Here is a 22019-nt window from a genome sequence, read left to right as displayed (position 1 = left end):
GGTCAATTGACTAAAGGTACTCAAGCGCCATACGGCTGGACACAGCGCCCCTGCACAGTTACGATACGCACCCACAAGCGCCCGTAGCTCAGTTGGATAGAGTATCGGCCTCCGAAGCCGAGGGTCGCAGGTTCAAATCCTGCCGGGCGCGCCAAATTGTTAAAAAGGGGCCTACGAGAGATCGTGGGCCCTTTTTTTGGGTTTGGCTGCTATCGGCCAGTAGCGGTTTTTTAGGTAGTGCTGATATAGCGCCGCATATAAGGTTTGAGCAACGCAATAACGATGCTGCCGCATACCACCTGAAACACTAAACGCAATGCGTAGTAAAAATGCCGCGCGTTGCGAATCACTCTTAAATGCCTTGTTAGCCAAAATTTGATTCAATATCCGCACTCTTAAGAACTGCATTTAAAAGACCAAAGTCATAGCTTTTTAGATTAGGGTTGTCCAATCTTATGCTGTCTATCATTTGCTGAAGGTTACGTCCTTGATGGTCATACCCTATGACCAAATTTACATATTCAACTTCACTATCAAATGGTGGTCTGTACGAATATTTAGTGCGATCTTGCTTTATTTTTGCAAGCTTTCCATATGGAGCAGTATCCCAACAAACCACAAGCAAATTGATGGCGTTCAAAAGTTGTTTGGTTGCAGGGTCAACTTTGCGTGTTGCACTGCCTGTATGTGACGAGTTACTACCTATACTCAATGAGTCTGATTTTAGTGGATTAAATCGTGGTACATCATCTCCACCTGTGAGAGCTAAAAATTTCTTAGCGGTTGGCACACCACAGTAAAAAGCGCCTACGTCCTTATTATCTTTTTTCCCTTTATATTCAAAACAATAATAGCTATCTTTCAAAACACGACCTGTACAGCTATGTTTTCGCTGATTATTAAGAAGCTTAACATGTGCAACAGCAGTTATGTTGTACCGTCTTACCATTCTTTCTCTAGCATCGTCACCAAAACAATCCATATCAACCTTTTACGACTAAAAAATATATAAGGTTAAATCTAACACGAATTCAAAATGCTGCATATTGGAGAGGGATCGTTTTGGCTAACGCTGTTGTTAGCTCCCCAATGACCTCGCCATGACGTCATGGGCTTCACATCAAAAGCCCCTGAATTTCGACTTGATGCTGTCGAGTTTGGACAACCACTCCACTATCGGTGGCGTAAATTGCCCGTATAGGGTCTTTCGTCGTCAATTCACCAGCTCTCAGTCCGGCATGCGTGAACCACTGGAGCTGTTTTCCTGTTAGCAAGCCAAACCCTCCTTGTGTTACCAACAACCGCCCCTGCTGAAAGACGTCGAGAAATGCTGCAAGCTTCGTACTATCTTCTATGATGTATAATCGAGTGGGTGTGAGGAAGTAGGTATGCCTGCCAACATCAACGATTTCCTTCGGGCAGGTTCCAATGTCGTACACCACCTCGGGCTGCCCCTCTCTAGAAACTCGGATGACTTTGCCCGAGTATGTAGCCAGATAGGCTCCACCATCGACAGCAGTAAAACTTCCCGCGTAGACCCAATCTTGAGGTACTCCTCCGGTCATGGTGATCTCGAGTCGAAGGCCCTCGACCTCCATAACGTAGTCGGGATCCGTCCGGGCAAAATACGTAACATCAGATTCTTCGTATTCAAGAGTGTTTGGATCGACACCGGTCAAAGTTTCGAACGCAGTGTTCAAGGCTTTCATTTTCTCGGTTGCAGACGGATCCCCAGCATTGCGATCCGGGTGGTGAGCCTGCGCCAACTTACGGTACTTTCGCTTAATGTCCGTTGGATCAACGGGTAGAGACAGCCCGAAAAGCTTTAGCGCCTCCTCAACCTCTTGCGCCACGCCAAAGCGTTCGCTGCGTCCCACGACACGCTTCCAGCCTTCCTTCAGTGGCATAACGAGTCCCCAGACTGCCTCGCCAGAGGTGGTGCAACACCAAGCCTCGTCGGCTAACGTAAAAAGGTACCTATCCCCCTCAGGAGCAATATCCACAGCTCGCACCTGGGATTTAAACTCACCCCAGTAATTTGTGTCGATGGCCCGGAAGTGGTCAACGACGCGGGAATCCTCGCACAAATTTGATTCGACTATGATGTTCAACTCCTCGTCGTAGGCGTGGAGCAATCCGTTGGAATCCATGATCGCTATACCGGAACCAGCGGCGCCTGTTCCGGTGCGATAGGCATCATGGTACAAAGCTTTTTCGCCAACTAGGGCCCCATGTCGATCCATTCTACGAAGTACGCTCTTCACCCCTGCTTGTTCCGTACTGGCCCCGGAACGGTCGAGCAACCAGGTTCCTCTGGAATCGATGGCAGCAATAGTAAAGGCAGGATCTGGACGCTCGTCACCCTTCAGCTTTCGCTCGCCCACAAGCGTCCAAGGGGCATCTTCCGATGCTTCAAACAGCGGAAATGATGTGGGGCTTGCAGCATCTACCGGTTCGTAACCATGCTTCTTACCCGACTTATCCATCTCTTTTAAGATACGATTGAAGCGACGTAAATCAACGTCCTTGACATGCTCGGGGACACGCTCGAACATTTCAACAGATTGCTTTGCCGCCGCCGCTAGCTGCCCAGATTTCACTCGCTGTATAATCAGCTTGGCATACGCTTTGGCTATAACTTCCCCTACTCGTCCTTGCCGTTGCTTTGGAGATAGATCACCGGCGAGCTTTACGACCTTAGTGTATTGACTCTTGAATCCAGCCTGAAACACAGGGCCAATCAATGGGTCATTGTTCTCGCGGTGAAACTCGTCACGCCCGTCCACTTCCCAGGTAGGCGGTGATGGTGGCAGCGGGACATACGCGGCTTGGGACCAATCGAGCTCCTTCGGTGGTTCCCGCCTACCGGACTCTCTATTCGAGTTTTGGGCAATACGCGTCAACCCCATAGAATCTTGGGCGTCCGTGCCTCTTCCATTGCCGAACATTTTTGATAGAAAGCTAAACATTCATCATTTCTCTATTTCGTCTTAAACCAATGCCAGGCACACGGCGCAGGTATATTTTGTATTCGAGCTAACGCCAGCTTAAAAGGCGCGAGCTTGCGAGCGTCTAAATTGACGCGTTTGTTAGTTTTTCTTTGGCTTACACTTTTTAGTTTTCAACCAAGTCGGATCTATCTCTATTTTCGCAAGAGAAATATTGTAATTTAATGCTCTTAACGTTTTTAATGCATTCTTTAGTGTTACCTTAGAAAAAAACGGAAGCTCAACTGGTAGATCTTTCTTTGTCGCTATCGCATAAACCAATTTATATTTGCTTGGATCTGGCCTCAGCTTTGGATCGATTAGTTTGATTGATGGAGGTAATTTAGGATTCAGTTTCTCCCTGTATTCAGAGTCTTTTATAAACGCTTCAGCGGCGACAAACCCTTGAGCGAAAAGATGGCTTAATGTACTTGAGCTTCGATATAGCTTAACATGAATAAACTCATTTCCATCCTTAATTAAGTCGCAGTGTTCTAATTTGTCATAAGCACCTCCGATCTGTATGTTTTTCTTATCCATTAAGCAGAAGCCATTTTCGGTCTTAGAAACATGATCATTGTAGTCAGCCTCATCGTCATGAGAATAGACAGGAAAACTAAAAGAGTGGATGTCAATATCGCTGAGGTAATCATCGACTGCTGATACGAAATCACTATTTACTTTGTACCAAACCCCATTTCTCAATATATAACTATCTTTTCCGAATTTAATTTCAGCATATAAGCATCGATAGACCGACCAACTCTTTACAGATTGATACTCACTATTATTGACATGAATTACATGTCCTTTCATTAATTCTACTGTTGGTGGAATACCGTCAAGATATTTTATATAATCATCAAATGACAATACTACATGACGAAGGGTTTTTTGGTACATATCAAATGAATAACCTATTTGACTTTCCCAATCTACAATTTCCGGCTCACCCAACCAAAAACTATCAAAATCATCTTTGCTTAAATATTGATCCAGTTCTAAATCAAGTATTTCAATCTCATCGTAATCTCGAACCCTGTTTATATTTTCTACCCAACTAAATTTATCCGGCAGGTTAGATCGATATCTTTTGATGGCTTCCGATAAAATTTCAGGTATATCTGATAGTTTGGCTTCTACTGCTATTGTTAGAGCGTCTCGTCCAGTTACATGGCTACCAAACTCCTTTACTAAAGAAGCACCAGTTACCGCGTAGAGCATCTCCATCTCAGAGTCTAAATGGAGATTAAATATATCAACGTCTCTCGTGCTTTGAGTCCTGGAATTCAATGGATTATGATCATAGCTTGCCTTGTCTAGACTTCTCAGCTTATCTGGATTTACCGAGTTCAATGTTACTTTTAATCCAAAATCACGCTCGATGGACTCAGATTTTAAAAGATGAAAGCCAGTGCCGAATGATAGTACAAATGTTGCTCCTGCAGCCCTTACTACAAAGACAGCACCTACATTAGAAGACATTCCAAATTCTGAAGCGTCAACCTGATTATCTATTGTAAATAGTCTAGTCCAGGGGGGCGCACTCTTCGGTGGCTGCCTTTTAACGTAAAGAATCGCAGACTCAATATCTGGCAAGTCCAGTCGAATAGGTTCTTTGGAGTTTTCCACCTTAATAATGTCTGAATCAGGATTATTGCTATCTCTCGCCAAATAAATAGATAGCTTTTCCTTTCTTATTTTCTTGAGTTTCGCCATAACCCCCTGCTCAGTACGATGTAAAACTAAAGTTTAATTTATGCGCATGCGCGTTAACATTATCACCAGTCTCTGAAAATTGTGCATAAGCATGGAAGTGCTGATCATAAGCAATTGTTTTTATATGTGTTAGCAAGATTACACTCTGGCAATACAAGCATTCACGTTACAGAACTGACCAGAAAAAAACGCATTGTGAGCCAGGGCTCCTATTCTGCGGATGGCCGCTTTGGGTCTTTTTCAGTCTTATGCTGCTTAGCTATACGCTGCCTTTTAGCTTTTGGGCACGGCCCAATTCCTACTGAAATTAGCCTAGCACAAGCTACCGAAGTAGGATGAGGCTCGTAAGCTTTTCTTTTCAACGCTCCTTTGTGGCGGGCTCTATTGGGACTCATAACATTTTCCAGCGTTGGCGGGTGTGCTCCAGAAGCAGTATTGCTTAGATGGTAGCTGGTGGGCAGAGACAAAGTGCCGAGTAAGCAAGAGCTCCGCGTAAGCTCTTGAGAACCAAGAGGCGGGCGTATGCTTATGGCCATCATACTGTTAGCTGCCAGTGCGAAGCCGGACTTTAAGCCGACATAAAGTCATTCCAGCGCCTGACCAAATAGTTATGCTCATCCATGACGGTATTCCACACCGCGATGCGGCTCATTCTTGTCTGGTAGTCTCCGCCGTCGCGGATTTCGCCTCGATGAATCATATCAGAGGTACCATCGGGGCCCGGAAGGTTCTTGGCGGCAGGTTGGCCGTCATACCAAAAGTCCCACTCCGCAGCGGAAAGGTGAGGGCGGGTCAGTTCAGGGGTGGAAATGTAATAGCCTTGGCGGGCCATGACGGCGCCGGGCCATCCTGAAATCCACCAGTTGAGGTAGTCATAAGCCGCATCTAGCGTGCGTCCCTTCACATGCCGTGAGATTGACATGCCAATTTCTCGCAGATCCTTGTTTTATGTTGCCTAGTCCTTCGACTTTAGCGCTTTCTGCATGCGGTAATTCAAGTATCGCCCGCCAGTACGATCCACATGGCGACCAGCGAGGCGGGGTCTGAAGAGGTGGAAAAGAAGATGGCGACGATCACCTCCTCCAGCCCTCAGCTCACTCGTTCCCTAGGAACCTGACGCAGATGGCTAGCCGTTTGACCGCCAGGCAGGGCGGCGATCATATCAGCTGCTTCTAGCAGTTTTGGTAGGTCAATACCGGTGGTTACTCCGCCGCCATGTAGGGCATATAACAAATCCTCTGTGGCGGTGTTGCCCGTGGCGCCCGGCGCGAATGGGCATCCACCAAGTCCTGCGCAAGCGGTGTCGACTGCTGTGGCGCCATGGCTGATGGCGAAGAGGGCATTCGCTACCCCCATGCCAAACGTATTATGGCCGTGGAAGGCCCAGTTCACTCCTGCGCTGGCATGCCGTTCGCGCAATTGCGTGAAATAGTCGGCTACTTGGTAGGGTGTGGCTCGTCCGGTCGTGTCACACAGCGCTACCTCTAGGGGCAAGTCGCCAATAAGCTCAAGTGCGGCGCTGAGAATACGATCAACTTGTTGCCAACTGATGGTTCCCTCGAAGGGGCAGTCGAAGCTGGTGCCAAGGTCGAGGCGCAGTCGGCTACCCTCGGTGCGGCGCATACGCTCAATCACCTGGTGTAGTTCTTGAAGTGACTCGGCGGTGCTGCGGCGCACATTACTCTGGTTGTGGGACTCCGATACCGATACGACATAGACGATTTCGCGAATGCCGTGCTCCAACGCTAGTTCTGCACCCTTGAGGTTGGGAACCAGGGCAGAGAAACGTACACCTGGACGGTCAGCAAACGCTTTTACTAACTTGCCGGTATCGGCCATTTGGGGAATGGCTTTGGGGCTTACGAAAGAGCCAATCTCCAAGCGAGTAACGCCTGCATCGAGTAGCGCCTGTATACAGCGCTGTTTATCGGCAGTGGGCAGTATGTCGCGTATCGATTGAAAACCGTCTCGTGGTGCAACCTCGACAAGTTCAATACTGGATGGCGGCGATAGGGGCGTCATTATCTGTTCTCCGCTGGTTGCTCCAAGGAGTGACGAAAGCGCTTAGCGGCACGGGCAGCGTCAATGAGGAATTGTAACCCCAGGGCGGCAAAGCCGATGGGTAGCAGTGCATAGGGGTAAACCATTGGCGTTCCCAGCGAGCTTGAGACACGCTCGCTGTACTCAAACGCCTGCATCGTCATGATGCCGCCACGCCATACCAGAATGATGCAAAACAGCATGCCCATCAGGCCCGTTGTGATATCGATTATGGCGCGGATACGCGTTGGTAGCTTATCTTTAAAGAAGGTAATACGGATATGGGCGTCGTGACGCTGTGCTTCGGCGGCGCCAATCACCGCGAGGTAAACCAGGAGAAAGGAGTTGATCTCCAGGCTCCAGCTAGTGGGGGCCGCGAAGACATATCGCATGGTGGCGTCATAGCAGATAGACACCATCATGAAGACCAACACTGCCATGGATGTCCAGCGTAGAACGGCCAATAGGCCGTCCCAGCTACGCATTGCCATTGTTGTCATTTCACTCTCCCTTAAGCGTTGCCAAGGGCCAGCGCGATGGCGCGATCGCCGACCTCCTCACCGACTTCACCCTTCCAGTGATCCCAGACGTCCTGGACGCCGGCATTGAAGGCTTCAAGGTCTTCATCGGAAGGCTCGACAATCTCCACTCCTGCCTCCTCAATCTGGGGCCAGTACTCGTTGGGGTAAATATCGTTGTTGCAGTGCTCAATGAAGTTCTCGTCGTACCAGTCAGCTGCCTGCTGTAGTACGGCGCGTGCCTCGTTGTCAAGATTGTCCCAGGTGTCCCGCAACATGAAGGGAGCAACCGAGAAACCGGTAATCGGCAGCTTGTAGCAGACCTGCAATTGCTCCTGGAGGCTGCGGCCGATCACCGTTGAGATATTGAATACCCCGGCGTCGACGGTTCCCCGTTGCAGTGCCATATAGGTCTCTGAGGAGGGAATACGGGTCGCGCCTACGTTGTATGGCTCAAAGGCTTTGGTCGCCTCAAAACCGACGATGCGAATCTTCTTCCCGCGGACATCCTCAAGGCGGCGGATGGGGCTAGCCTCTGTACTCCATAGGTACTCCGGTTCAAGGATGCCGCCACCGGAGGTGAGCATGTAGAGATTATCCTCGGCCAGCACTTCGTTGATGAGCTCCATCAGTGGGCTGCCCTGACGCAGGCGCTCCGGATGGCGATAGAGTTCACCAACCACACCGGGCAGACCGGTGACGCCTAGTATCGGAATAGAGCGGGTGACGTAAGAAAAGGTATGGAACATAAAGTCGATGCTACGTGCCCGCAGAGCCGGCAACTGCTCGTCAACCTTGAGCAGTTGACCAGAGTCGTAGAAATCGACCGAGAGGGTGTCGCCTCCCTGCTCTTTGAGCATCTCCACGAAGCGATTGGAGCCATAGGTCAGCGCCTTGTAGGAGTCGGGCAGGTAGGTGACGCCCGTCAGCGTGGTGGCGGCGTAGCTACGGGGCGCCAGCAGGCTCTGGGAGCCAAACAGCGTGGCACCGGCGGTAGCGAAGGTGCCGTACTTTAGCACTTGGCGGCGAGACAGTGTCATGGTGAATCTCCTGATTGTTGTTGTAAGAATCTGCAGTAAGAGTCTGTTGTAAAGGTTTGTTGTGATGCACCTTTGTAACGTTGCACTTCACTGACGTTGAAACACCGGGGTTACATTAACCCCGGCAACCACAGGCTGAGGCTGGGGAAGAACACAAACAGCATCAGCACGAGGAACTGAACGGCGACAAATGGCAGTGCGCTTTTGATGATTTCTTCCACTGAGAGCTCGGGGCAGACCCCACGCAGCGCGTAGAGGTTAAGCCCCACTGGGGGAGTAACCACGGCAATCTCAAGGTTGAGCACCATCACGATACCAAACCACAGCGGGTCGTAGCCCAGGGCGGTGACCAGTGGCAGCAGTACCGGGGTGGTCACCACGATCAGCGACACGGCATCGACAATCATGCCCAGTAGGATCAGCAGTAGCATTACCGCCACCAGGATCGCCCAGGCGGGCAGGCCGGTGGCGGTGAGTGCCTCGGTGAGAAGCTGTGGTACTCGCACCATGTTGAGATAGTCGCCGAAGATCTTGGCACAGCCGATAATGAGTAGGATGGCACCGCTGACGCGCGCAGTCGTTGCCAGTATCTCCAGGAACTTGCCCCAACTGAGACTGCGAAATATCAGGGTGGCGATCAAAAAGGCGCCAGCCGCGCCAATGCCAGCGGCTTCGCTGGGCGTGGCGAGGCCCGAGTAGATTGAGCCCAGCACGGCCACTACCAACAGCGCGGCGTGCCAGATGTTCGCCAGACTCACCCAGCGCTCCTTCCAGGTAAAGCGCTCCTTACTGGCTGGCGCCTCTTCAGGGTTCAGCCACACTCGAATATAGATAAACAGTGATAATGCTAAAGCGAGCACAATGCCGGGAACGATGCCGCCGATAAATAGATCCGCCACAGAGACGCTAGACACTGCGCCATAGATAATAAAGGGCACGCTGGGTGGGATTAGCATGGCCAGGGCGCCAGCACTAACGACGGCACCCGCGGCTAATGATCGGCTATAGCCGCGCTGGAGCATCTGCGGTACGGCAATGGATCCCACTGCCGCAACGCCCGCTAGGCTCACCCCTGATACGGCGCCGAACATGGCCGAAGCCCCCACCGAAGAGATCGCCAGACTGCCCCGCAGCCAGTTGAGCCAGCGCACGGCGGCAGTGAAAAGACTCGACCCCACCGGTGTTGCCCCCAGGAAATTACCCATCAGAATAAAGAGGGGAAGGGCAATCAGCTCGAAGGCATTAAGCTGGCCAAACAGTGATGTAGGAGCGAAAAAAAACGCCATTGAGCCGCGCGCCATGTAGAGGCCGGCTAACCCGGATAAGCCCAGGGCTAGGAAAATAGGGAAACCGATGACAATCAGCCCGACTAAAATGGCAAGAACGATAATGGGATCCATGCTGCTCTCCCTCTCAGATCACGTTGTCGGCGCGAAGAGCGTCGAGAGTATCGGCTGAGAACGCCAGCCAGTCGGCGAGGATTGTATGGGTATGCTCGCCCAGGGCAGGGCCGACGCTACGTACCCTGCCTGGGGTGCTGGAGAGCCGCGGGAAAACATTTTGCATCGGCAGTGGGCGGCCCTGGCGATCAGGCACCGCTACGATCGACTCACGCGCCTGGAAGTGTGGATCGCCAAGCATATCGGGGGCTCGGTAGACTAACCCTGCGGGTACCCCCGCCTCGGCGAGGATATCCACGATATGAGAAGCGTCGTGCTGCTGGGTCCAGGCCGCAACAAGGTCGTCGATAGCCTGCTGGTTCTCCCCGCGTGCGCGATGGGTCGCGTAGTCAGGATGGTCGGCCAGGCGAGGTTGCCCCATGGCCTCACAGAGGCGGCGGAAGACAGTATCCTGATTGGCACCGATAATAACGTCGCGCCCGTCACGGGCTGGGTACGCATTTGAGGGGGCAATTTTGGGTAAGAAGCTGCCGCTGCGCTCGCGGACTTTTCCCGCCCGGGCATACTCGGGAATTAAGTTCTCCATCATGGCCAGTACAGACTCAAATATCGAGCTATCGACCACTTGCCCTTTTCCGCTTCGCTCGCGCTGATGAAGGGCCATCATGGTGCCTAGCGCAGCGTGCAAGCCCGCCAGCGTGTCGCCAATTGAGATGCCAACACGCACCGGGGGGCGATCAGGATAGCCGCTTAAATAGCGTAGCCCACCCATGGCTTCGCACACTGATGCGAACCCCGCCCGGGTTGCGTAAGGGCCATCTTGGCCAAAGCCAGTGACCCGCACCATGACCAGCTTTGGGTTGTGGCGGGAGAGTTCGTCGTAGCTTAGACCCCAGCGCTCCATGGTGCCGGGGCGAAAGTTTTCGATGATGACATCAGCACGCGCCGCTAATTGACGCAACACGTCTTGCCCGCGCTGCTGACGAAGATCGAGGGTCAACGATTGTTTGTTGCGGCCAATCACGTTCCACCACAATGGGTCGCCACTCTCCTGGTCGGCTTCTCCCCACTGCCGCATAGCATCCCCCTTACCGGGAGGCTCGACTTTTACTACCTCAGCACCAAAATCTGCAAGCACTTGGCCGCAATAGGGCCCTGCGATGAGTTGTCCTAGCTCAAGAACCCTAATGTTCTCAAGGGGGAGCGGGGCGGGCGTGTCTTGTTGTCTCATTGTTGTTCTTAGGCCTCTTTATAATCAACCAATGTCTCTTTAACCGGAGGGGGTATTGGTGTGCGGGACGTGCAATGCCTGCGCAGCCAGCAAGTGGGCGCGCATTACATTCTCAGCCCATTCGGGACTGCCAGCAGCGATGGCCTCCAGAATCTCGCGGTGGTGACGCATGCTGCGGCGAAGGTTGGCAAGGTCATAGTTGCCGAAGTTGCGATGAATGACCGATGTGCGAACAACATTTTCGAGCAAGTTTGCTAAACGTTGGTTGTTGCTAGCGAGAATCAGCGTTCGGTGAAATTCGTGATTAAGTGACGCAATGCCGTTGCGTGATTCAGCATTTGTGTCGACCTGTTCGGTGAGCGATTCCATTTGAGTCGCTAGGGTTTCTAAAGACTTAAAGCACGTTTTGCTTATTTGTGTGGAGGCTAAGCGAACCGCTAAGGGCTCTAGCACCAGACGTAATTCGAATACTTCGCGAGCATCTTTAGCTGTCCAAGCCACCACGCGTGAACCACGGTGGGGAATGGCTTCGAGCCAACCTTCCGACACCAGCTCCCGCAGCGCCTCACGCACGGGGGTACGGCTGACGTTAAGCTCATTGGCTACACTCGTTTCACGAAGGTACTCATCTGCTTGGTAATGACCATTTAGAATCCGCTGCTTGACTACATCATGGACTCTAGCCGTGGCGGTCTGAACCACTTTTGAAGTGTGTGTGGATATAGAATCCATCCGTTAGACACCCTAAGTTGCATACAATATCTAAGGTAGATCATTATTTTTGCGGTAAATAATTAGACTTTAGTCTTTTTTGTATGCAATCTTCTTTTCGGAGCATAAGCTGTCGCAGGCTTATGAAATACCTCCAGACCTTATGCTTATGATAGTGTGTGCTTCTACTGAATCGCCCTGTGTTTCGCATGTACCTCCAGGCCTTATATTAAAGTTATCTATGAGTATTAATGTGCCGTCCTCGCTATACTGAAGAATTAAAATTCGAAGCCGCCAGGTAGGCTATATAACGGGGCTCATCGTTATTCTTAGAATAAGGTTCTGTACTGATCTTCTTCCGCCACCACAATTGCTGCGCTTACTGTAGGATGGTTAGCCGTTCTAACTACCCTATTATAAATGTAGACGCTTCTGCGCTTATGAAAGTGGTGTGCCCATTGTCTTCTCATCTAGGTCAGGTGCTTTTGGCATCATGTGCGCGAGCGGATAAATGTTCGTAGTTGTTCCTAACGCTCAAGGTGCCTTCTGTTTGCAACAGTGAAGAGTCTATAGATCATATGTCCTACAGTTTTCGATTATTCTATGTACCTAGGGAACCTATGATTAACGTGATGCGCACAGGCCAGACAAGGCCAAAATTGATGAAAAATGGATCGGGCGCGCGTGCGAGTTTACGGGTTGTAAATGAGCATTTGGGTGGGGACGCCGAGTCTGGGACTCGCGCACGAGGCGATTTTTAACGCCGTATGGACAAGCGCATTAGTTAATCAGAGGTTTCCTAGAATTTTGATATACGAGTAGTACATGATTAAACGCAGCCAAGTCACGATCACCGATATCGCCAAATATGTGGGTATGACCAACATGACGGTGTCGCGTGCATTAAAACAGCCTGAGAAGGTCAGGCCAGAGACGCGTGAGAAAATACTTGCTGCGGCAAATGAGCTGGGCTACGTACCGAATGCCTTCGCCAGCCATCTTCGAAGCCGTAAGAACCGGCTCATTGGTCTTGTGACAGCCAGCGTGGATAATCCCTTTTACAGTGAGGTGATCAAGGCAATTTCACGTGCGGCCAAGGAGCATGACTACACCATCATGCTGATCGACACCGATGGCTCGCCAGAGCTTGAGGAAGTAGCGATCGATACCCTGCTCAGTTATCAGGTAGCGGGTATCATTCTGTCGCCCGTTTCTGACGATGCCAGTTACCGACCCAATTATCTGGAACGCCTGCGTAAGGCCAACTTGCCGGTGGTGATGCTGGATCGAACTCTGGATGTGACTGACTTCAGTCGTGTGGTACTGGACAACCGTCTTGCCGGAAGATTGCTTGGTGAGTTGTTGGTAAATAAGAACATCGAGCGGGTGCTAACATTAACAGGGCCAAGTGGCTCACAAATCACACGGCATCGGCTAGCTGGCCTCAAAGAGGCTTATGAAGAAAGGGGCGTTCCTCTGTCACTGGAGCAATGTCCAGGAGACTACACCTTACAACCTGCCTATCGTGACATGGCCGCCCATCTTCGCCGAGGTAAGCTCCCCGACGCCGTATTCGGTTTCAACCAGTTGATCACCCTGGGGGCGATGCGGGCACTGCACGATGCACATGTATCACGGGATGATGTCCTTGTCGTAGGCATTGATCGGCTTCCCTATGCTGATATTTTCGATGTATCGATCCCCTGTGCAGTGCACGACACCTACCAATTGGGACACGAAGCATTTCAATTGCTCTTCGAGCAAATAAAAGATCCCACGACCGATGGCCGTGAGCTCACGATCTCTGCCACGCTGATACAGTAAGGCGGACGGGAGCTTAACGTGGTTCCCGTGCTGCGTTCATCGATATGCCAATCGTTTCTATTGAATCACAGGGCTGCCAAGCGTTCAGCAATCTGTTCTTCAAGGCGCGACTGGTCATCGGCGAAACGGCGGATACCCTCGGACAGCTTGTCATTGGCCATAGCGTCCTGATTGTGGCCCCAACGAAAAGCAGGCTCGTTGAGAGGTGTTGGCCGTGGGCCACCATTGCGTGTCATAAGCACTTTGGGCTTCACTTCGCCCAATGTAGTCGCCAGTTCTTCGAGCAGTACCGGCGAGATGGTTAACCGTGGGCAGCCAGCGAGTGCTAGCACTTGGTCGACGGTGCGGAAGCTGGCGCCCATCACCACGGTATCGTAACCGCCTTGACTAACCCGCTCGCAGACGCCACGCACGAACTGTACGCCGGGGTCGTTTTCGGGGGTGAAATTTTGCCCGGTCTCCTTTTTGTACCAGTCGGTGACACGGCCGACGAAGGGAGACACCAGGAACACACCCGCATCGAAGCAAGCCTGGGTCTGAGCATCGCTGAACAGAAGGGTCAGGTTGCAGTTGATGCCTTCTTTTTCCAACACTTCTGCGGCACGAATGCCTTCCCAGGTGGAGGCTAACTTTATCAATATGCGTTCTTTGGCCACCCCTCGGTTCTCGTAGAGCGCCACCAGCTCGTGCGCCTTGCGGATGCTGGCCTCGGTGTTGAAGGACAGCTTCGCGGCCACTTCGGTTGATACGCGACCAGGGATAAGTTTGGCAATCTCGCTGCCCATGGCCACGGCGAGGCGATCCATGGCATGTTCTGCCTGCTGATCGCTGGTATCGGCTTTGACTGCAGCGAGTTCCTGATCAATTAAGGCTTGGTAACCCGGTAACTCAAAGGCCTTGAGCAGCAGTGAAGGGTTGGTAGTGGCGTCGTGAGGTTGGTAGCGCTGAATGGCCTCCAGGTCACCGGTGTCGGCGACCACCATAGAGTGCTGACGAAGGGCGTCGAGCTGATATGTCATGGCGTATTGTCCTTCAACTGAGAATAGGTTTGGTCAGGCACAGTGATTGATGTTCAGTAATAGTGATCGGTCAGGGCCTGACGATAACGGGTGTAAGCTTGTTCATAGGCGGCAACGCGTTCCGGCTCGGGATCCGCTCGTGAACCCTCGTCGAGTTGTACTAGCCGGGTGCAAAGGCCCTCAAGCGAGGCGTTGGGGTAACGCTCGCACCAAGCCGCCTGCAATGCCGCGCCAAGAGCAGCGGCATCGGTAACTGCGGGGCAGATCACTGTAGTGTCGGTGATATCGGCGATCATTTGGCGCCATACCGGGTTCTTGGCCCCGCCGCCGATCAGGCGGATCTGGCTGGCACCTTTAGCTAGGTCACCAAATAGTTCGAGACCGTAGCGCAGGCCGAAGGTGGCGCTCTCGACCACTGCCCGGCAAAGATTGGCCTGGGTGGTGTTGACGCTGGTCAGGCCTAGGAAGCTGCCGGTGGCCAAGGGCAGTGCTGGAACCCTTTCGCCGTTGAAGAAGGGCAGCACTGTGACCCCTTCGGCACCGATAGGTGCGGCGGCTAGACGCTCGTTGAAGGTTGTCAGATCGAGCCCCAACAGTTCTCTCACGCGGGTAGTGGCTGAAGTCACGTTCATAGTGCAGATCAACGGCAGCCAACCGCCGCTGCTGGAGCAGAAATTGGCGACCATGGCGCTGTCGGCGATCACCGGTGCATCGGAATAGGCGCACACTGTCCCCGAGGTGCCCAGGCTCAGGGTCACTAGTCCTGGAGTGATATTGCCGGTACCGATGGCCCCCAACATGTTATCGCCGCCACCGCTTGAAACTACCACGCCATTGGCCAGTCCCAGTTCCCGAGCTAGGGCAGGGCGCACCCTCCCAACTGGCGCGTGGGGCTCGATCAGCCGTGGTAGCACTCGCGCTGGATCGAGCTCTGGAGCTATCTCGGCGAGAACGTCCTCGCGCCAGCGTCTGGTATGAGTATCGAAGTAGCCGGTACCGGACGCATCGCCTGCCTCGGTAACCCGCTCTCCGGTCAACCAGAAGTTCAGGTAATCGTGTGGCAGTAGCAGACTGTCAATGCGGTGGTAGGCCTCGGGGTGTGTTTCGCGCAGCCAGGCCAGCTTGGAGGCGGTATAACCGGTTTGTAGCACCAGCCCCAACTTGTCTAGGCAACCCTCTTCGCCGCCCAGCTTCTCGACTAAGACGGAGTTGTGGTTTGCGGTTTCGGTATCGCACCACAGTTTGGCTGGGTGCACGGGCTCCCCAGCTGCGTCCAGCGCTACTAGGCCGTGCTGCTGACCAGAGACACCAATGGCACGGATTGCCTGCGTGTTGATGCCAGCGGATTCCACGGCATCAGCGAATGCACCTCGGAAGGCCGCCAGCCAGTCGGCCGGATTCTGCTCGCGTCGGCCGTTGGCTTCCTCGCGAAGGATATGGGGCCGGCTAGCCTCGCCGAGGATGCGGCCAGCATCTACATCAACCACGACTACCTTGGTACTTTGGGTGCCACAGTCCACACCGATGTACATGTTAGGCTCCTTGCCGGTAAAACACGGTGACTAGTGAGATGTGAAACCGCCATCAATCGGCAGGCTAGCACCGCTGATCATTGAGGCCGCCGAGCTCAGCAGGAAGGCAACCGGCAGAGCAACTTCACGAGGGGTGGCAAAGCGTCCCAAAGGAATGGCTGCCAGCATCGGGTCGCGCTTGGCGGGGTCTGCCCAGGCGCGTTCGGCCATAGGGGTCAGCGTCACCGTCGGGTTGACGCTGTTGACGCGTATGCCCTTAGGGCCTAATTCGAGACACAATACGCGCGTCATAGCATCCATGGCCGCTTTGGACGCGCAGTAGCCGAGATGCCCCGGCAGGGCAGCCATGGCCGCCTGACTGGAAACATTGACGATGCTGCCCTGGCGACCATTCGCAATCATGTGACGTGCTGCCTCCCTGGCTACCACGGCACTGGCGGTGACATTAGTGGCCATGATTTGCTCAAGGTCTTTCGCTTTAACGTCAAGAACGTCGTCAAGTATCGAGATACCCGCACAGTTGACCAAGCCATCAAGAACAGGCATCTCAGAGAAGGCCGCATTGACCGCCGCTTCATCGGTAATATCAACGGCCAGAGTAATCGCACCCAGCGACTGTTCCAGTTCGGCGAGAATGTCCTGATTGCGGCCTATCAACACTAGGTTAGCGCCTAGCTCGGCGAGGGCCTGGGCAATGTCGAGACCGATGCCGCTGGTAGCGCCCGTGACGAGAATGCGTTGATTCTGCAGTTCGAAATTCATGGAATAAGTTCACTCGCTCTGTGTGTGGCTGGTATTGAGCCGATGCATGACCGGCTTGAGCGCCGGATAGAGCTGGCAATAAAGTGTGAAGAGCTCATCGTATCGACAAGCCGCCGTCTCGTATGGCATGGCGCGCTCAACCAGGGTGCCATGCTGTAGAGGCTTGGCGAGGTCGAGCAAACCGCAAGCCTGACCGGCCAGCAGGCCAGCACCTAGCGCTGCCTCAACGCTCTCGCGGTAGGTGTAGACGGGCATGCGGGTAACGTCGGCGATGATTTGCATCCATAGATCCGATTGAGTGGCACCGCCGACCACGATTAGGTGGTCGTCGAGGGCCACTCCTTGTCGGGTGCCTGCTTCCATGTTGTGCCGTAGAGCGAAGGTCACACCTTCCAGCACGGCTCGGTAAAGATGATGGCGCTGGTGATAAAGGCTGAGTCCAATGAAACCTGCGCTGGCATGGGCATCCCACACAGGGCTGCGCTCACCCATCAAGTAGGGTAGGAAGAGCAGACCATTGGCTCCTGGGGGAAGCTCGCGTGCGGGCGGCTCGAGACGTTCAAAGGCGCTGCCGCTCTCAACGGCTGCGGTCTTATCCTCACCACAAAAAGTATCGACGTACCAACTTACTGAAGCACCAGCGGTAAGAGCCCCGCCGAAGGTGTAAATCTCCTGATCGCCGTTCATCACATGGGGCATGCTGATCAGCCCCAGGCTGGCATCGGCGCGCCGATTAATCATTCCCCAGCACATGCTGGTGCCGATCATAGCGACATGATTGCCGGGCCGTGTCGCCCCTGCTGCCAGTGTGGCCATCGCCGCATCGACGCCACCGGCGATCACGGGGATACCCTCGCAGAGGCCCAGTGAACTGGCCAGCGACGGCAGCAATCCGCCGACCGATGTCGCCGAGCTCACCAGCCGACTCGGTAGCTTGTCACGATCAATACCCAAGGCTTCTAGCATCTCTGTCGACCAAGCGCGTTTCTCTAAGTCGTAGATGCCACCGATGTTGCCAGCTGAGCTGTGGTCGATGGCAATTTCGCCACTCAGGAGATAATTGACATAACTGTTGGGCGGCAGCAGGTAACGGGTTTGCTCCCAGACATCGGGACGCTCGGCTTTGAGCCACATCATTTTGGTGAAACCGTAGTAGCTGTCCACCCCGTTTCCGGTGATATCCCCCAGCCGGGTCAGGTTAATGTGCTCCTTTACCCACTTCACCTGAGCTTCAGCTCGACGATCCATCCATATCAAGCAGGGATGGAGGGGCTCGATATCATCGTCAACAGGTATACCCGAGCCACCGTAGAGGCTACTAACACAAAGACCCTTGACGTCCAGAGGGTTAATGCCAGGGGTGCTAAGGCAAGCGCTTAGGCAACCGAGTACTGCTTCCCACCACACATCGGGCCACTGTTCGGCCCAGAGTGGGCGCGGGGTATCGACTCGATAGCCTCTGCTGTGTTCGGCCAGTATTCGGCCATTGCCATCTAGCACTAGAGCCTTAGTGCTCTGGGTGCCGATATCGATACCGATAACCGTTTCCATACAGCTCTCCTTTTCTCGGCTCGGGACTAAACCTCGCCAAAGAGTATGTCGGGACTCAGGGCGAGCGCTTGCGGCTAATATAGATCGCCAGCAGTATGATCAAGCCCTTAATAACTGTCTGGAGGTAGGGTGATACGCCCATCAGGTTCAGGCCGTTGTTGAGCACGCCGAGCAACATGGCGCCAACCAGAGTCCCTAGGATCATGCCACGTCCCCCGGTAATGGCGGTGCCCCCCAGCACTACGGCAGCGATGGCATCGAGCTCGAAGCCGACCCCCGCGTTGGGTTGACCACTCATCAGCCGCGAGGTCAGAATCAAGCCTGCGATAGCCGCTGTAGTGCCGCTTAGGGTGTAGACCAGTAGCTTGTAGCGCGACACTCGGATGCCGGATAGACGAGTGGCCTCTTCGTTGCCGCCGATGGCGTAAAGATAACGACCGGTGGCGGTATGGCTGAGCAGCACATAGCCTAATGCGTAGACGGCGATCATGATCAGTATAGGTACCTCAATGCCGGCTAGGCTTCCGCGCCCGAAGAAGGCGAAGCTATCCGGTAGACCGGAAATCGGGTAGCCGCCGGTATAGATCAGGCCGAGCCCGCGGGCGATGCCCATAGTCGCCAAGGTGACGATAATTGGTGGCATACCAACGAAGGCAACAAAGACGCCATTGAAGGCCCCGAAAGCGGCGCCCACCAGTAGTCCGATGATGATAGCCAGCGAGGGTGGGACACCGGCGACCATCAAGCCAGCCATGACAGTACCTGACAGAGCCATCACCGGGCCCACCGACAGGTCGATGCCGCCGGTGAGAATGGCCAAACTCATACCCACAGCGATGATCGCGATGATCGACGACTGGCGGACCAGGTTGGCTATGTTGCTCCCCGTCAGGAAGTTGTCATTGATCAACGCCATGGCAATGAAGACGACAATGAAACCGATCAGCGGGTAGAAGATTGGAGTACGGCGCCAGCGGGCCAGTCGCGTCTTAAATGACTGAGGTTTGGTGCTGGAAGTAGAGGCGAGCTGGCTCATGCGCTGAGTCCCCCCGTAGCATGGTGCATGATAGATTGTGAATTGATGTTATCGCCTTCAAGCTCGGCGGCAATCTCACCTTGGTAAAAGACCTCGACGCGGTCGCAAAGACCAAGAATTTCAGGCAGTTCTGAAGAAATCATGATAATCGACACGCCCTGCGCGGTGAGCTCCTTCATCAAAGCGTAAATTTCGGACTTGGCACCAACATCAATGCCGCGTGTAGGTTCATCAAAGATCAGTATTTTGCATTGGTGGCCAAGCCAGCGGGCGATCACTACCTTTTGCTGATTGCCACCACTTAGGTTACCGACCGGCGTTTCTGGACTAGGGGCTTTAACCCGCACCGAGTCCATCAGATCGGCGGCGGTGCGCGACTCCTGGCGATGCTTGATCAGCGGTAAGGCGCCCTGGAACTGTTTCAGGTTATTCAGGGAGATGTTATCGCGGCACGAGAACGGCAGTATCAGCCCCTGGGTCTTGCGGCTTTCCGGCAGCAGCCCAATCCCCTGCTTGAGGGCAGTTGCCGGGTGGCGGAGCTTAATCGGTTTGCCTTCCATACTGACCTTTGCATGCACGGGGCGCGTTGCACCTATCAGCCCCATTGCCAGCTCCGTGCGACCGGAGCCCACCAAGCCAGCAAAGCCAAGGATCTCGCCACGATGAAGTTTCAATGAGTACTCAGAACCATCGGGATCGAGGCGCAGTGTTTCGATATCCAGCACCACATCGTCGTAGTCAGCATCGCAACGGCGTTTGGGAAATAGATTCTCGACGCGTCTGCCGACCATCTTCTCAATCAGGTCGTCGGGGGTGGTCGATGCGGTGTCACAGTCATCAACCTTTTCACCATCGCGCATCACAGTAACGCGATCGCAGATGGTGAAAATCTCATCCATATGGTGGGAGATGAAGACCATACCGACCTCTTGCTTGCGCAGCTCGCGCATGATGGTGAACAGATGGTCGGCTTCGCTGGGCGTTAAGGTTGCTGTTGGCTCGTCGAGCACTAGAATGCGTGCATCCAGGGATAGGGCCTTGGCAATCTCGATAAATTGCTGGTCGGCGACGCTCAGCTCAACGATAGGACAGTCCAGGGGGATGGTGACCTTAAGGCGCTCGAACAAGCGTTGAGCTTCGGCGACCATAGCACGTCGGTCACGCAGCCCTAATCGGTTGCGTTTTTCGCGTCCCAGGAAGATATTGTCTACGGCGTCTAGGTAGGGAATCAGGCTGAACTCTTGGAAGATGATGCCGATCCCCGCGTCGAGAGCGTCTTGATAACCGTGAAAATCGCAGCTCTTGCCATCAATGATGATTTCTCCTTCATCTTGTCGGTAGATGCCACAGAGAATCTTCATTAGAGTCGACTTGCCGGCTCCGTTCTCGCCAAGCAGTGCATGCACTTCGCCAGCATGAATATCGAGCGACACATTCTGCAGGGCCTTAACCCCAGGAAAGGACTTCGAAATATGTCTCAGGGATAATAATGGAGTCATAGGGGTACCCTCGTGTGCCACCAGAGGTGGCACACGCTGTCGGCGTCTTTGGTAGGAGTTACCAGCTGAAGTCGGCGGCTTTATCGCGATCAATCAGCTCGACGTCAATGGGAATCTCCGCAGGCGCAGTTTCAGCCCCCCAGTACTTGGCCATTGCCAGGCCGAGCCCCACGCGAACCATATCTGCGGGATATTGCGCTGAGGTAGCGATGAACGGTGAATCGGCTTTCTGGATCTCGGCAACGGCCTCGGGATGTCCGTCGACACTGACCAACTTGATATCCTGACCACTGGCTTCGATAGCGATCAGGGCACCCAAGGAGCCGATATCGTTGACGCTGAATAGACCGTCGAGCTCTGGGTTGGCCTGGATGATGTTCTCCGTCACCGTCATGGCATGGGTGCGTTCCTGACGGCCATTCTGCGTGGTGACAATCTCAATGCCGTCATGCTCGTCTAGCGCGGCGGTGCAACCATCGATACGCTGCAAGATTGGTACGACTGGAATGCCATCTAGCAGGGCTACTTGGCCTTCGCCGTCTAGCTGCTGGGCCAGATATTCGCAAGCTTTATATCCAGCATCGTAGTTTTTTGAACCCACGAATCCGTCAACTGGGCCGTTGGCCTGTGCATCAATGGCGACTGTGGTGACGCCGGCTTCTTTAGCAGCCAGTACCGCAGTTTCAACACCTACGGAGTCGGCGGGGTTAAGCAGTAGGATGTCGATTCCCCGCTGGATCATGTCCTCGACATCGCTGACCTGCTTGGAGACATCGTGGCGGGCATCAGTGGTGATTACTTCGGCTCCCATGCTTTCGGCGGCGCTCTCGAGTGCCTCTTGCATAGTCACGAAGTATTCGTTGTTGAGTTCCTGAAACGACATGCCGATTGTCAGGGTATGCTCATCAGCCGATGCGGTTACTGCTGCTGTTAAGGCAGTGGCGCTGGCGGCGAGGAGAGCCGTCTTGCGAAAGGGGGCTGCGATATTACTAATTTTCATGGTTGGCTCCAGATTTGTTGTTGTTGCGTTGCAAGGTGCAGAAAAGCTGACTTTGTTGGAATGTTAACGTCAACATTAAAAAAGCTAGAAGAGTCCAGCTGACAAAGCAATAGCACTCAGACCAATGTCTACTAGTTCCTAGCCAGTCTC

18 protein-coding genes and 1 tRNA gene are annotated in these 22019 nt (G+C 53.6%); 2 read left to right on the top strand and 17 right to left on the bottom strand.

Annotation, left to right across the window (positions count from 1 at the left end):
• Window positions 1–77: 77 nt before the first annotated feature.
• A tRNA-Arg gene (locus KF947_RS09655) sits at window positions 78–154 on the top strand.
• A gap of 210 nt (window positions 155–364) precedes the next feature.
• On the opposite strand, the gene KF947_RS09645 is transcribed toward KF947_RS09655, so the two are convergent.
• The 10 genes from KF947_RS09645 to KF947_RS09600 all read right to left on the bottom strand — a co-directional run bounded on the left by KF947_RS09645 (window position 365) and on the right by KF947_RS09600 (window position 11667).
• Entirely contained in the window at window positions 365–982 is a 618-nt protein-coding gene (locus KF947_RS09645) for a hypothetical protein (RefSeq protein ID WP_227406108.1), read from the bottom strand.
• Between the two features lie 133 nt (window positions 983–1115).
• Entirely contained in the window at window positions 1116–2969 is a 1854-nt protein-coding gene (locus tag KF947_RS09640; protein ID WP_227406107.1) for a J domain-containing protein, read from the bottom strand.
• A 120-nt stretch (window positions 2970–3089) separates the two neighbouring features.
• Window positions 3090–4706 (bottom strand): TIGR04141 family sporadically distributed protein, encoded by a 1617-nt coding sequence (locus tag KF947_RS09635; RefSeq protein WP_227406106.1) that lies wholly within the window; start codon window positions 4704–4706, stop codon window positions 3090–3092.
• A 568-nt stretch (window positions 4707–5274) separates the two neighbouring features.
• Window positions 5275–5628 carry a hypothetical protein gene (locus KF947_RS09630; RefSeq protein ID WP_227406105.1) on the bottom strand — a complete coding sequence of 118 codons (354 nt, stop codon included), beginning with the start codon at window positions 5626–5628 and terminating at the stop codon, window positions 5275–5277.
• A gap of 167 nt (window positions 5629–5795) precedes the next feature.
• Window positions 5796–6728, bottom strand: coding sequence for a hydroxymethylglutaryl-CoA lyase (locus KF947_RS09625; RefSeq protein WP_227406104.1), 933 nt, complete (start codon window positions 6726–6728; stop codon window positions 5796–5798).
• Window positions 6728–7246, bottom strand: a complete 519-nt coding sequence (locus KF947_RS09620; RefSeq protein WP_227406103.1) for a TRAP transporter small permease — start codon at window positions 7244–7246, stop codon at window positions 6728–6730. The genes KF947_RS09625 and KF947_RS09620 overlap by 1 nt, the downstream gene beginning before the upstream one ends.
• 11 nt (window positions 7247–7257) lie before the next feature.
• Complete coding sequence (locus tag KF947_RS09615; RefSeq protein ID WP_227406102.1) at window positions 7258–8304, bottom strand: TRAP transporter substrate-binding protein; 1047 nt, start codon at window positions 8302–8304, stop codon at window positions 7258–7260.
• Window positions 8305–8414: 110 nt separating this feature from the next.
• The gene (locus KF947_RS09610) at window positions 8415–9704 is read right to left on the bottom strand and encodes a TRAP transporter large permease (protein WP_227406101.1); all 1290 of its coding nucleotides are present in this window, start codon (window positions 9702–9704) and stop codon (window positions 8415–8417) included.
• Between the two features lie 13 nt (window positions 9705–9717).
• Window positions 9718–10935, bottom strand: a complete 1218-nt coding sequence (locus KF947_RS09605) for a CaiB/BaiF CoA transferase family protein (RefSeq protein ID WP_088699488.1) — start codon at window positions 10933–10935, stop codon at window positions 9718–9720.
• 39 nt (window positions 10936–10974) lie between these two features.
• The gene (locus KF947_RS09600; protein WP_227406100.1) at window positions 10975–11667 is read right to left on the bottom strand and encodes a GntR family transcriptional regulator; all 693 of its coding nucleotides are present in this window, start codon (window positions 11665–11667) and stop codon (window positions 10975–10977) included.
• Window positions 11668–12471: 804 nt separating this feature from the next.
• Between KF947_RS09600 and KF947_RS09595 the strand changes: the two genes are divergently transcribed.
• Window positions 12472–13470, top strand: a complete 999-nt coding sequence (locus tag KF947_RS09595) for a LacI family DNA-binding transcriptional regulator (protein WP_227406099.1) — start codon at window positions 12472–12474, stop codon at window positions 13468–13470.
• 65 nt (window positions 13471–13535) lie between these two features.
• Here KF947_RS09595 and tal read toward each other — a convergent pair whose 3' ends face one another.
• The 7 genes from tal to KF947_RS09560 are packed head-to-tail and all read right to left on the bottom strand — an operon-like array spanning window position 13536 to window position 21869.
• A complete protein-coding gene (gene tal / locus KF947_RS09590; RefSeq protein WP_227406098.1) occupies window positions 13536–14489 on the bottom strand; it encodes a transaldolase in 954 nt (317 codons plus the stop codon).
• 53 nt (window positions 14490–14542) lie between these two features.
• Window positions 14543–16021, bottom strand: a complete 1479-nt coding sequence (gene xylB / locus KF947_RS09585) for a xylulokinase (RefSeq protein WP_227406097.1) — start codon at window positions 16019–16021, stop codon at window positions 14543–14545.
• A 30-nt stretch (window positions 16022–16051) separates the two neighbouring features.
• Window positions 16052–16783, bottom strand: a complete 732-nt coding sequence (locus KF947_RS09580; RefSeq protein WP_227406096.1) for an SDR family oxidoreductase — start codon at window positions 16781–16783, stop codon at window positions 16052–16054.
• Window positions 16784–16792: 9 nt separating this feature from the next.
• Window positions 16793–18334: an FGGY-family carbohydrate kinase gene (locus KF947_RS09575; RefSeq protein WP_227406095.1), complete on the bottom strand. Its 1542-nt coding sequence runs from the start codon at window positions 18332–18334 to the stop codon at window positions 16793–16795.
• A 55-nt stretch (window positions 18335–18389) separates the two neighbouring features.
• A complete protein-coding gene (locus tag KF947_RS09570; RefSeq protein WP_227406094.1) occupies window positions 18390–19370 on the bottom strand; it encodes an ABC transporter permease in 981 nt (326 codons plus the stop codon).
• A complete protein-coding gene (locus KF947_RS09565; RefSeq protein WP_227406093.1) occupies window positions 19367–20869 on the bottom strand; it encodes a sugar ABC transporter ATP-binding protein in 1503 nt (500 codons plus the stop codon). Before KF947_RS09565 ends, KF947_RS09570 begins: the two co-directional genes overlap by 4 nt.
• 58 nt (window positions 20870–20927) lie before the next feature.
• Window positions 20928–21869 carry an ABC transporter substrate-binding protein gene (locus tag KF947_RS09560; protein WP_227406092.1) on the bottom strand — a complete coding sequence of 314 codons (942 nt, stop codon included), beginning with the start codon at window positions 21867–21869 and terminating at the stop codon, window positions 20928–20930.
• Window positions 21870–22019 lie beyond the last annotated feature (150 nt).

The sequence above is a fragment of the Halomonas sp. FeN2 genome (assembly GCF_020595105.1).
Classification (GTDB): Bacteria; Pseudomonadota; Gammaproteobacteria; order Pseudomonadales; family Halomonadaceae; genus Vreelandella; species Vreelandella neptunia.
Note: the sequence above shows the minus strand (reverse complement) of the source record. Positions and strands in the feature narration are given on the sequence as shown.